The following is a 12,707-nucleotide window of genomic DNA, read 5'->3' on the forward strand; positions in this document are numbered from 1 at the left end:
GCGTATCTAAAAAGTTACAATGAACAATATTAAAGCATGTATTTTCGATCTGGATGGTGTAATTGTTGATACAGCCGTTTATCACTATACGGCCTGGAAACGATTAGCCAACTCCCTGGGCTTCGATTTTACAGAACACCAGAACGAACAATTAAAAGGCGTAAGCCGGGTACGCTCGCTCGAGCTTATTTTAGGCTGGGGAGGCGTAACCAAAACTGCTGCAGAGCAGGAAATTTTGGCTACCCAAAAAAATACCTGGTACATGGAAATGGTTAACCAGATGAAACCCGATGAAATACTGCCCGGTGCAAAGGAGTTTGTAGAAATATGCCGCAAAGCAGGTATCAAGATAGCCTTAGGCTCGGCCAGCAAAAACTCGATGACCATCCTCAACAAAATTGGTATTACCAATCTTTTCGATGCGGTTATTGATGGCAACAAAGTAAGCAAAGCCAAACCCGATCCCGAAGTTTTTTTAGCAGGAGCCAAAGCTCTAAGTGTTGAACCCGAAGAATGTGTGGTTTTTGAAGATGCCATTGCCGGGGTAGAGGCAGCTAAAGCCGGCGGTATGAAGGTAGTTGGCATAGGCCAACCCGGCGCACTGGATGCCGATTTGGTAATCAGTGGGTTAGATAAAATGACGTTAGATAAATTATTTAAATTATAAGAGAAGCCCCACCCAACCCTCCCCTAAAGGGTAGGGCTTTTAAAAGTCTCCCCTTTAGGGGAGATTTAGAGGGGCTTAATGCATTGTTATGAAAAATTACATTAAAGTTGATGAGTGGAAGATAATCGAAGAGGGCTTTGATGCACATCATCACCAGGTATCTGAAAGCATATTTAGTTTGGGTAATGGCCGCATGGGCCAGCGAGCCAACTTTGAGGAGGCATACAGCGGCGAAACCCTGCTGGGCAACTATGTTGCCGGGGTATATTATCCCGATAAAACCCGCGTAGGCTGGTGGAAAAACGGCTACCCTGAATACTTTGCCAAAGTGCTGAATGCCGCTAACTGGACAATTATTGATGTAGTTTTAGGTGGCGAACAATTGGATTTGGCCAAATGCGAGGTTACCGGCTTCCGCCGTGAATTGAACATGAAGGAAGGTTACCTGAAACGTACATTTACCGCAAAAACCGCATCGGGCAAAGAAGTATCGGTTGAAGCCTGCCGCTTTTGCAGTATGGTTGATGATGAAACGGCTGCTATCAGGTACACAATTACTCCATTAAACTTTAGCGGTACCATCGCTATTACCCCGGCTATTGACGGCGATGTGGTGAACAAGGATTCCAACTACGACGAGAAGTTTTGGGACGAGGTGACCAAAGCTAACCAGCCTGATGGCGGCTACATAGTAATGCGCACCAAAAAAACCGGTTTTGAAGTAGCTACCGGTATGAAATTCAGTGTTTTGAAAAATGGCGAAACTATCCGGCCAAAAACAACAACGATATCGAAAGAAAAATACGTAGCATCAAAAATTGAATTACAGGCACAGCAGGGTCAAAGCATCAGCATTATTAAGTACGTCGCTAACCTGTCGTCACAAAATCATAAACCCGAAGAACTGGTTGCCTCGTTGGCAGCTACTTTAAATCGCATTAGCGCTAAGGGCTTTGAAACCATGCTTGCCGAACAGGCCGCTGCCTGGGCCGAAAAATGGAAACACAACGATATCATTATCGAAGGTGATGAATCGGCTCAGCAAGCCATCCGCTTTAATATTTTTCAGCTTAACCAGACCTATACCGGCGAAGACGACCGCCTGAATATTGGCCCGAAAGGCTTTACCGGCGAAAAATACGGAGGCTCGACCTATTGGGATACCGAGGCTTATTGCGTACCTTTTTACCTTGCCACCGCGCCGCAAAAGGTTACCCGCAACCTATTGCTTTACCGTTATAAACAATTGGGCAAGGCTATCGAGAATGCGGCTTTATTAGGTTTTAAAAACGGGGCAGCATTATATCCCATGGTTACTATGGATGGTACCGAATGCCATAACGAGTGGGAGATCACCTTTGAAGAAATTCACCGGAATGGCGCTATCGCTTACGCTATTTTTAACTACGTGCGCTATACCGCCGATGAAGCATACCTGGCCGATTATGGCTTTGAAGTGCTGATAGCGATAGCCAGGTTTTGGTCGCAACGGGTAAGCTGGTCGCAGGATAAGCAACAATATGTAATGCTGGGTGTTACCGGGCCAAATGAGTACGAGAATAATGTAAACAATAACTGGTATACCAGCATGCTGGCCGTTTGGTGTATGAAATATACCATGGAAGCTGCCGAAAAAGTGAAGACAGCCGATAAGGCTAAATACGATGCCCTTGCCGCCAAAATTGACTTGGATGAAGCAACGGAGTTTAGCCGTTTTGGCCACATTGTTGAAAATATGTACCTGGGCCACGATGAAAAGCGGGGCATATTTTTACAGCAGGACGGTTACCTGGATAAAGAACAGATATTAGTAAAAGACCTGCCGGCAACAGATCGCCCGTTGAACCAGAAATGGAGCTGGGATAGGATACTGCGCTCCTGCTACATTAAACAGGCCGACGTATTACAGGGCATTTACTTTTTTGAAGATCATTACGATATAGATACAATCCGCAGAAATTTTGATTATTACGAGCCACGCACGGTGCATGAGTCGTCATTGTCGCCATGTGTGCACGCTATTTTAGCTGCCAAATTGGGTGATGAGGCCCGTGCTTACGAATTTTACCTGCGTACTGCCCGCTTAGATTTGGACGATTACAATAACGATACCGAAGATGGCTGCCACATCACCTCAATGGCCGGCACGTGGATGGCTGTTGTGGAAGGTTTTGGCGGTATGCGTGTAAGAGATGGCAAACTGTTGTTCCAGCCGTTTATCCCCGAAAAATGGGCGTCTTTTTCGTTCCATATCGGTTTCCGTGGGGCTTTGCTAAATATCAAAGTAAGCAAGGAAGGCGTGCAAATCAAAAACCTGTCTGATGTGGCAACCACGGTATCTGTTTACGGAAAAGATCAGTTGGTAAATGCCAACGAGGAATTATTGGTTGAGGCATAATGAAAAGCAATAAACTTTTCTCCTGTTTTATAGCGGTATCAATGATTCCGTTAATTTCGCTTGCGCAGACGAAACATCACCCTAAAAAAACAAAAATGGAACAAACCGCAGCCAATCATAAGCTGATCATATACCAACTATTGCCGCGGCTTTTTGGCAATACTAAAACGCTAAACAAAACCAATGGCTCAATTGAAGAGAATGGCGTTGGTAAGCTGAACGACATTAACGATAAAGCCCTTCAGGAAATAAAAAAAATGGGCTTTACCTACGTTTGGTATACCGGCGTAATTGAGCATGCGACCATGACTGATTATTCGGCTTATGGCATTAAAGCCGATGATCCGGATATTGTGAAGGGCAGGGCGGGCTCACCATATGCTATTAAGGACTATTATGATATTGATCCTGATCTGGCCGTTGACGTGAAAAACCGCATCGGCGAGTACGAAGAATTAATTAAACGTAGCCACAGCAACGGGCTAAAAGTATTGATGGATCTGGTACCTAACCATGTGGCCCGTACTTATGCATCAGATGTAAAACCGGCCGGCGTACGCGACTTCGGTCAGGATGATGATAAAAGCAAAGGCTTTAGCCCGCAAAACGATTTTTACTACATACCGGGGCAGCCATTTACGGTTCCTGCGGGATACAATCCCGGCGGTGATGAATTTAAAAGCCCTTTAAAGGATGGTAAATTTGATGAGAATCCAGCCAAAGCAACTGGTAACGATGTGTTCAGCGCATCGCCATCTATTAATGATTGGTTCGAGACGATGAAGCTAAATTATGGCGTTGATTACATGGATCATCGCCGCGGCCATTTCGACCCGATACCGCCGCTTTGGAACAAGGTTTATGATATTTTAAAATACTGGACTGCCAAAGGTGTTGATGGTTTTCGCTGCGATATGGTAGAAATGGTGCCCATCGAATTCTGGGCCTGGGTAATCCCGAAAATGAAGGCCGAACATCCCGGCATCGTTTTCATTGGCGAAGCCTACGATAAAGGCAAATACTGCGATTATATATTTAAGGGGCATTTTGATTACCTGTATGATAAGGTTGGCCTGTATGACACCATCAGAAATTTAACCCGCAACGATTACCACACCAACACCTGGGGAATAAACGCGGTTTGGAACCATGATAGCAAAGGAATAGACGAGCATATGCTGCGCTTTATGGAAAACCATGACGAGCAACGCATTGCATCGCCTGATTTTGCCGGCAACCCGTGGCTGGCCGTGCCGGGTATGATTATCACAGCAACGCTAAACACCGGGCCGGTAATGATCTACTTTGGCCAGGAAGTTGGTGAACCCGGAGCAGGTAGTGAAGGCTTTAGCGGTAATGATGGACGCAGCTCGATATTTGACTATTGGGGTGTGCCCGAACACCAGAAATGGCTTAACGGCGGCGCTTATGACGGCGGTAAACTATCTGATAATCAGAAAAAATTGCGCGGCTTTTACAGTACCCTGCTTAACGCCGTGCACAACAGCGAAGCCATTAAAACCGGCGCTTTTTATGAACTGATGATGGCTAATGAGCACCAGCCTGGTTTTGATACTAAAATGTACGTATACCTGCGTTATACCAATAATCAGCGTATATTAGTGATAACCAATTTTAACCGGGACGTTCGCAAATTAAGCGTAAAACTTCCGGATGACCTGTTACACAAACTAAATATAAACGGCAAACAGCAATTTACCGATCTGCTCAGCGGCAACAAATTCGGCACCGATAACATTAAAAATGGTGTTGAGGTAACTGTAGCGGCCAGTAGCGGGTTGATGCTGGAGTTTTAAAGTCGTCTGAATCAGAATTTACAGAATTTTAGAATTAACAGAATAGAAAAATAGAAGCGGCTAATTAGATAATACAACTTCGCCCCTGTCATGCTGAGGCACGAAGCATCTATTAGCCAACTTTACAAGCGGCTATGCATAGTTTAAAATAGATCCTTCGTTCCTCAGGATGACAGGTAGAGAGCGTAATCAAACCAAAAATCATTCTGAGAATCCTTTAATTCTGTAAATTCTGATTCTGACAATTAACCAATGAACCAAAAAGATGAATAAAGTATTACAAAAGCCAAGATTAAGTTTCTGGCAAATCTGGAACATGAGCTTTGGCTTTTTGGGCATCCAGTTTGGCTTCGCGCTGCAAACCGGGTATGCAAGCCGCATACTGCAAACCTTTGGTGCCGATGTAGGTAACCTGTCGTTTTTTTGGTTGGCAGCCCCACTTACAGGGATGATCATTCAGCCAATTATCGGGCATTACAGCGATCGTACGTGGAACCGTTTGGGGCGCCGTCGCCCTTATTTTTTAACCGGGGCTTTGCTGTCTGGTTTGGCGCTTTGTTTTTTGCCGAATTCATCGGGGCTTGCATTTTTAATTCCGCCCATAATTGTTGGCGCAGGTATGCTCATGCTGATGGATGCATCCTTTAACGTTGCTATGGAGCCGTTTAGGGCATTGGTTGCCGATAACCTGCCCGATAGTCAGCATACTGCCGGGTTTTCCATGCAGACTTGCCTGATAGGCGTAGGCGCCATCATGGGGTCGGTATTGCCATCTGTTTTAAGCGAATGGCTTCATGTGCCTTCAGTTGCGGCAAAGGGCATCGTACCTGATAATCTGCTTTATTCATTTTATGCAGGCGGGCTGATATTAATCGGCTGTATTTTATGGACGGTTGTAAAAACAAAAGAATACCCGCCTGAAGAATATGCTAAATTTCATGAGCCAGATGCAGAAACGGTAAAGCGAAGCGGCATTATGGAATTTATAAATGATTTGGTAAACATGCCCAAAACCATGAAACAGCTTGGTTTGGTACAGTTTTTTTCGTGGTTTGCCCTGTTCTCCATGTGGGTTTGGACAACCCCTGCCATAGCTACACACATATTTCATCTGCCTTCGGGCGATACATCTTCACAGGCTTATAACAATGCCAGTGATTTTGTAGGTAAAATGTTTGGCGTATACAACGGCGTTTCGGCATTGTACGCACTATCATTACCGTGGATAGTTAAAAAGATTAACCGGAAAAGAACGCATGCTTTTTCATTAGCCATGGGCGGTATTGGTTTAATTTCGGTGTTTTTTATTGAAAACCATAATTTGTTGTACTTGTCAATGGTTGGCGTAGGCTTGGCGTGGGGCAGTATTTTGGCCATGCCGTATGCCATATTATCAAGCTCGATACCGGCAAAAAAAATCGGGGTTTACATGGGGCTGTTCAACTTTTTTATCACGTTTCCGCAAATAGTAAGCAGCCTTAGCAGCAGCCTTATTATCAAACATTTGTTTAATAGCGAGTCGATTTACGGTTTAATTATGGGTGGTGTTTTTATGTTTATCGCAGCTATATCGGTGTTTTTTGTGCAGGATGGTAAGAAAATTCAAATAATAGAGGCTTCAAATTGAAGAAAACGTTAAAAACTACCTCGGTTAATGATTTTTCCTCAAATCAAATGTTGTATATTGCGTAGTAAGTACACATTATACATATTTGCACAAACCCCGTTAAATAATTTGAATGGAAAGTAACACACCCAATCCGGAAGAGCTAACCAGTAAGATAGTTGAGATTAAAAACTTACTGGAAGAAGAAGAGGAAGAGGAGTTTCATCACCTTAATAACCCCGCCGATGGCATAAAACCCATCATCAAAAAATATCTTGGCATACCAAACCATGCCGATCAGATAGGCAATAAATTTTACTTTACAGATGGCGATGCCAAAGTAGAAGTTGTTGTTGTTACCGACGAGATTATCCGCGTAAGATTGGCGCCGCATAGTGTTTTCCTTGAAGAATTCTCATACGCCGTTCCTAAGCTGGAGCATAAAGCTGCAGCCTTCACCTTGTACGAGGATGATAACGAGTTTCGTGTAGCAACTAAAGCGATAAATTGCCACATCCGTAAAAAGGATTTTTTCATTTCGTTTTCTGATAGCAATAACCATGTAACCAGCTCGGATGCTGTGCCTATGCACTGGGAAGAGAATGTTCAGTTTGGTGGTTATTACGTGTTTTGCACCAAAACATGCGCTAAAGATGAAAGCTTTTTTGGCCTGGGCGATAAGCCTACCGAGCTTAACCTGCGTGGTAAAAGGCTGAAGAACTGGAACACCGATGCATACTCCTTTGCCTGGAACCAGGATCCGCTTTACCGTAGCATTCCTTTTTACATCAGCGTAAACGAGGGTATTGCCCACGGTATATTTTTTGATAATACCTTTAAGGCGCATTTTGATTTTGGCGCCGAAGACAAAACCAAAACCAGTTTTTGGGCTGATGGCGGCGAACTGCAATACTATTATATCCACGGACCCCACATGATGGATGTGGTAAAAAGCTACCACATTTTAACAGGCACGCACCCCATGCCACCGCTTTGGGCGCTGGGTTATCACCAGTGCCGATGGAGTTATTATCCCGAAGCCAAGGTGCGTAAAATTGCCAAAGGTTTCCGCGAAAATAAGATCCCCTGCGATGGTATCTATTTGGATATCGATTATATGGATGGTTACCGCTGCTTTACCTGGAATAAGAAATACTTCCCGGACCCGAAGAAAATGATCAGCGAATTGGCTGCAGATGGGTTTAAAACCGTTGTAATTATTGATCCGGGCATCCGTGTTGATGATAACTATTGGGTGTTTAAAGAAGGTAAAGAAAATAGATATTTTTGCCGCCGCAGCGATGATTACTTTATGGAAGGTCACGTTTGGCCGGGCCGCTGCCAGTTTCCGGATTTTACCAACCCCGAAGTGCGCGAATGGTGGGGAGGCTTATTTGAGGAGTTGGTAGATATGGGCGTGGCCGGCGTTTGGAATGATATGAACGAACCTGCCGTGTTTGGAGCAGGCACCTTCCCGGATGATGTTCGTCATCAATATGATGGGCACCGTGGGTCGCACCGCAAGGCACATAATGTTTACGGAATGCAAATGGTACGCTCAACCTACGAAGGGTTGCGCAAGATCATGAAAAACAAACGTCCTTTTACTATAACCAGGGCGGGATACTCGGGCGTACAACGTTACTCATCCGCGTGGACGGGCGATAATGTGGCCTCATGGGAACACCTCAAATTAGGCAACATCCAATGCCAGCGCCTATCAGTATCGGGCATCCCTTTCTGCGGTACAGATATTGGCGGTTTTAGCGGCGAGCCTGATGGCGAACTATTTACCCGCTGGATACAGTTGGGCACCTTCTCGCCCTTTATGCGCGCGCACTCTGCAGGTGATACCAAAGAGCGCGAGCCCTGGAGTTTTGGCGAACCGTTTACCGAAATCAATCGTAAGTTTATCGAGTTGCGTTACAGGCTTATCCCGTACTTATACTCTACTTTTTGGGAGCACCACCGCTACGGTTTCCCTATCTTGAGGCCGGTGGTAATGCATGAGCAGGATGTGTTGTTAAACCACTTCCGCCAGGATGAATTTACCTATGGCGATAAAATTTTGGTTTGCCCGGTAATGGAGCCAGGCCAGATAAAACGCAACGTGTACCTGCCAAAAGGTAAATGGTTTAATTACTGGACATTTGAAGTGCTGGAAGGCGGTAAGGAAGTAACCGTTGACACCCCGCTGGAAACCATGCCGCTGTTTGTAAAGGCCGGATCGGTAATACCCGAATACCCGGTGATGCAATACACAGGCGAAAAGGAAATTGAAGAAGTTAAACTGAACGTTTACTATACCGATTACGAAGTAAACTCCTTCCTGTTTGAAGATTACGGCGAAACTTTTGCCTATGAGCAAGATATTTACCTCGAGAAAAAATTTGTGGTAAATGGCAACTCAAGAAAACTAACCATAGGCCAAAGCATGGAGGGGCTGTACACTCCACGCTACGAGGGCTATCACTTTAACGTTATCGGCTTACCATTTAAGCCACACAAAATAATGGTCGATGGTAAAAACGTAACCGCTTTTTCCATCAACGCTGATGGCACTATGGAGTTTAAATACAGTAAAAAGTTTAAGCAGATAGAAATCTCAAAATAATATAAAAACCCCGGCATACCGGGGTTTTTTGTTGGGGTACAATTTATCATTTTCTGTCATCCTGAGGAATGAAAGATCTATTCGCAGATCTTACTGGTCGCCAAAGTATGGCGCGCAGATCCTTCGTACCTCAGGATGACAGGTGTGCTAACTTTTGGAGAGAAAATCAAAACCACTCCATTATCTTGTATCTTCATCCTGCTTTAAAAAATAAATCCCTTAAACCCTGCATAATGTCATAATCCTGTTATATTTGATTTTATATAAACCAAACTCAATCCTGTAATTTGGGTTATTGTTACAAGCCCCTACAGGTTATCTATATCATGGCCAAAAAAACGAAGACAACCGACACCCCGCTACCGGAAGAAAAGCCTGTAAAAGAAAAAAAAGCAACCAAAGCAAAGGCAGATAAAGTTGAACCCGAAGTTGTTGCAGACACCGCTAAAAAAGCTGTAAAAGCTAAAGCAGCGCCAGTTGCGAAAACAACCAAGCCCAAAACCGCTAAAGTCAAAGTTGCCGAAGCGGTACAAGCCACAAATACTGTAATATTAAAAGCCGTTGAGCCATATAGCCGCTTTACCGATTTTGATATCAGTTTATTTAAGTCGGGAAAGCACTTTAAGCTTTATGAAAAGTTTGGCTCGCACGTGGTGGAATATCAGGGCGTAGTGGGTACCTACTTTTCAGTTTGGGCGCCAAACGCGCAGTATGTATCGGTTATAGCAAACTTTAACGGCTGGAACCGCGGTTCGCACAGTTTGAATGCCCGTTGGGATTCATCCGGCATCTGGGAAGGTTTTATCCCGAATGTGGGCGTAGGCGAAACCTATAAATATTATATAAAATCATCAACCGGCGAAGACCTTGAAAAGGCCGATCCTTTTGCCTTGCGCTGGGAAGTACCGCCAAGCACGGCATCGATAGTTGTTGATACCTTTTACGAATGGACCGATGGCGACTGGATGGCTAACCGCCATGAGCATAATGCGCTTGATAAACCTTACAGCGTTTACGAAGTGCACCTGGGTTCATGGGCCCGCAGCCCCGAAAGCCCCGACCAGTTTTTAACTTATACCGAACTGGCACACAAACTGGTGCCATACGTTAAAGAAATGGGCTTTACACACGTAGAGTTTATGCCTATAATGGAGCACCCGTATTATCCAAGCTGGGGCTACCAAATTTCGGGCTACTTTGCAGCAGCTTCCCGTTATGGCTCACCCCAGGAACTGATGTTTCTTATCGAAGAATTTCACAAGGCTGGCATCGGGGTAATACTGGATTGGGTGCCATCGCATTTCCCGGGCGATATTCATGCCTTGTACAAATTTGATGGCACACACCTGTATGAGCATGCCGACGCTCGTAAAGGATTCCATCCAGATTGGAAATCGTACATATTTAACTATGGGCGTAACGAGGTTAGGGCATTCCTGATCAGTAACGCGCTGTTTTGGCTGGATAGATACCATGCCGATGGTTTACGGGTAGACGCTGTAGCATCTATGCTTTACCTGGATTACTCGCGCAAGCATGGCGAGTGGGAAGCCAATATTTATGGCGGCAACGAAAACCTCGAAGCTATTTCGTTCCTGAAAGAGTTTAACGAGGCCGTTTACAGCCATTTCCCATCAACCCAAACCATTGCCGAAGAATCTACATCGTTTACAGGTGTTAGCCGCCCGGTTTATTTAGGTGGCTTAGGTTTCGGGATGAAATGGATGATGGGATGGATGCACGATACCATCGATTATTTCCACGAAGATCCTATCCACCGTAAGTATCACCATAACGAAATCACCTTTAGTACCATATACGCCTTTACCGAAAACTTTATGCTGCCTTTCTCGCACGATGAGGTGGTATACGGCAAAGGCAGCATGCTGCGCAAAATGCCCGGTGATGAGTGGCAGCAATTTGCCAACCTGCGCCTCATGTACAGTTACATGTTTACGCACCCGGGTACCAAATTACTATTTATGGGTGCCGAGTTTGGGCAAGGCGATGAGTGGAATTATAGTCAGTCTTTACAATGGCATGTAATGCAGTACCCTAATCACCAGGGCATGGCGGCAACGGTTAAAGCGCTTAACCAGCTGTATAAGGATGAGCCTGCGCTGTATGAAAAAGCCTTTGACTTTACCGGCTTTGAATGGATAGACGGTGGCAACGCCAACGACTCGATACTGGTTTATGGCCGTATGGGGCATAATCGTGCCGACGACCTGGTAATTATCCTGAACATGACCCCGGTACCGCGTTATAACTACCGCATTGGCGTACCCGCAGGCGGCAAATGGCAGGAAGTATTTAATTCAGATGCTCAAAACCTTTGGGGCAGCGGCATCATTAATTATCACCCGGTTACTGCCGATGCCGAAAAATGGCATGGTAAGGACAATTCTATCAACATTACTATACCCCCTTTGGCAGCCACGGTATTTAAAAAAGTACCCGATGCACCTGCCAAATACGAACTAAAGCGATAAATAACGCCAAATCGCTATAAATATATTCAACCATTTATTAAGCTTTTGCGTTTAATAAGTGGTTGAATATTCATATTATACATTTACCTGCCCATGAACCCCAAATTTCGTAACCTTTTTATTGTAGGTGGCTCGGTAGCCCTGGTGTTGCTAATTATACAGGTATTCATGACCTACCCCGATATAAACGCCGTAAACATATTATTAAACGCCTTGCCCGCCCTGGTGCTTTATTACCTGGCCTATAAAACCTACCATGAGCATAAGGATGGCGAATTGATGTAAATTGAAGATAGTTACATTGCTTTGGTTATAATAATCTTTAATTTTGAATATGGACGCATTGATCATATATCCCGAGAATAAAGAACAATTGACGGCCATGAAAGCGAAGAAAATTACCTTTGAACAAAAGAGTGAGGTTTACCCCGATTATGTTGTACAAGGCGTAAAAGAATCTTTGAAACAAGCCAAAGAAGGGAAGTTAACGCCCTACACCGGAGTAAGAGACATGCTTGGCCTTTCATGAGCCTTAAAATTTATTATACCCAATCAGCTAAAGAAACGCTGTTGGTATTATACACATCTATTCAAAGTAATAATCCTTTTGTTTTTTGGGATACCCGACAAGAGCCATTCTTTACCTATTTACCCGAATAATATGCTTAACCTCTTTGTTTTTGGCACAATATCGCTGGCCATGTTTATCCTGGGCTATCAAATAAAATATAAAAAGAAAGCCAGCCTTATATCCGGGTTTGATGAAAACCTGGTGAGCGATGTTAACGGACTATGTAACTGGGTAGGCAACCTGATGCTTATCAATGCCGCCATAGCCCTGCTCACCGGTATCGGCATGACTTACCTGCCCGCCCAAATGAACCTTGCCTTAATATTTTTTGTGGGCGGCATCCTGGCAACTTCTGTTTTTGCCATTGCAGGCAAGCGCAGGTTCAGGCGGCTGTAATTATAATATAATACTAGCGCCCTGGGTTAACCTCTCTTGTGCAGGCCTTGGCCACATTAGCCAATACCCAACACTATCACTATTGCTCAAATCGTTTAACAACATTCCTGCCCGTTAGCAAAGCATATTACCGCTCCGACAGGCGA

9 protein-coding genes are annotated in these 12,707 nt (G+C 44.6%); all 9 read left to right on the forward strand.

From position 1 onward, the window contains the following. The first annotated feature begins 19 nt into the window (after nucleotides 1-19). The 9 genes from pgmB (at nucleotide 20) to ACFGVS_RS28825 (ending at nucleotide 12,561) form a co-directional block, all read left to right on the forward strand. Nucleotides 20-667 (forward strand): beta-phosphoglucomutase, encoded by a 648-nt coding sequence (gene pgmB, locus ACFGVS_RS28785; RefSeq protein ID WP_439696580.1) that lies wholly within the window; start codon nucleotides 20-22, stop codon nucleotides 665-667. Nucleotides 668-755: 88 nt separating this feature from the next. Continuing rightward, nucleotides 756-3,065, forward strand: a complete 2,310-nt coding sequence (locus ACFGVS_RS28790; RefSeq protein WP_439696581.1) for a glycoside hydrolase family 65 protein — start codon at nucleotides 756-758, stop codon at nucleotides 3,063-3,065. Nucleotides 3,066-3,160: 95 nt separating this feature from the next. Further along, nucleotides 3,161-4,882 (forward strand): alpha-amylase family glycosyl hydrolase, encoded by a 1,722-nt coding sequence (locus tag ACFGVS_RS28795; protein ID WP_439696582.1) that lies wholly within the window; start codon nucleotides 3,161-3,163, stop codon nucleotides 4,880-4,882. 265 nt (nucleotides 4,883-5,147) lie between these two features. After that, complete coding sequence (locus tag ACFGVS_RS28800; protein ID WP_439696583.1) at nucleotides 5,148-6,509, forward strand: MFS transporter; 1,362 nt, start codon at nucleotides 5,148-5,150, stop codon at nucleotides 6,507-6,509. Between the two features lie 112 nt (nucleotides 6,510-6,621). Beyond that, nucleotides 6,622-9,102 (forward strand): glycoside hydrolase family 31 protein, encoded by a 2,481-nt coding sequence (locus ACFGVS_RS28805; protein ID WP_439696584.1) that lies wholly within the window; start codon nucleotides 6,622-6,624, stop codon nucleotides 9,100-9,102. Nucleotides 9,103-9,428: 326 nt separating this feature from the next. Beyond that, nucleotides 9,429-11,594, forward strand: a complete 2,166-nt coding sequence (gene glgB, locus ACFGVS_RS28810; RefSeq protein ID WP_439696585.1) for a 1,4-alpha-glucan branching protein GlgB — start codon at nucleotides 9,429-9,431, stop codon at nucleotides 11,592-11,594. A gap of 93 nt (nucleotides 11,595-11,687) precedes the next feature. After that, the gene (locus tag ACFGVS_RS28815; RefSeq protein ID WP_274209138.1) at nucleotides 11,688-11,879 is read left to right on the forward strand and encodes a hypothetical protein; all 192 of its coding nucleotides are present in this window, start codon (nucleotides 11,688-11,690) and stop codon (nucleotides 11,877-11,879) included. Between the two features lie 49 nt (nucleotides 11,880-11,928). Then, complete coding sequence (locus tag ACFGVS_RS28820; protein WP_439696586.1) at nucleotides 11,929-12,123, forward strand: DUF2683 family protein; 195 nt, start codon at nucleotides 11,929-11,931, stop codon at nucleotides 12,121-12,123. Between the two features lie 132 nt (nucleotides 12,124-12,255). Further along, nucleotides 12,256-12,561, forward strand: coding sequence for a DUF3784 domain-containing protein (locus tag ACFGVS_RS28825; protein ID WP_439696587.1), 306 nt, complete (start codon nucleotides 12,256-12,258; stop codon nucleotides 12,559-12,561). Nucleotides 12,562-12,707: the final 146 nt, after the last annotated feature.

This window comes from Mucilaginibacter sediminis (assembly GCF_051903035.1).
Lineage (GTDB): Bacteria > Bacteroidota > Bacteroidia > Sphingobacteriales > Sphingobacteriaceae > Mucilaginibacter.

Excerpts from the sequence above, each read along its gene's own strand:
- glgB (WP_439696585.1), top strand. The coding sequence starts at position 9,429 with ATGGCCAAAAAAACGAAGACAACCGACACCCCGCTACCGGAAGAAAAG.
- ACFGVS_RS28790 (WP_439696581.1), top strand. The coding sequence starts at position 756 with ATGAAAAATTACATTAAAGTTGATGAGTGGAAGATAATCGAAGAGGGC.
- ACFGVS_RS28805 (WP_439696584.1), top strand. The coding sequence starts at position 6,622 with ATGGAAAGTAACACACCCAATCCGGAAGAGCTAACCAGTAAGATAGTT.
- pgmB (WP_439696580.1), top strand. The coding sequence starts at position 20 with ATGAACAATATTAAAGCATGTATTTTCGATCTGGATGGTGTAATTGTT.
- ACFGVS_RS28825 (WP_439696587.1), top strand. The coding sequence starts at position 12,256 with ATGCTTAACCTCTTTGTTTTTGGCACAATATCGCTGGCCATGTTTATC.
- ACFGVS_RS28795 (WP_439696582.1), top strand. The coding sequence starts at position 3,161 with ATGGAACAAACCGCAGCCAATCATAAGCTGATCATATACCAACTATTG.
- ACFGVS_RS28820 (WP_439696586.1), top strand. The coding sequence starts at position 11,929 with ATGGACGCATTGATCATATATCCCGAGAATAAAGAACAATTGACGGCC.
- ACFGVS_RS28800 (WP_439696583.1), top strand. The coding sequence starts at position 5,148 with ATGAATAAAGTATTACAAAAGCCAAGATTAAGTTTCTGGCAAATCTGG.
- ACFGVS_RS28815 (WP_274209138.1), top strand. The coding sequence starts at position 11,688 with ATGAACCCCAAATTTCGTAACCTTTTTATTGTAGGTGGCTCGGTAGCC.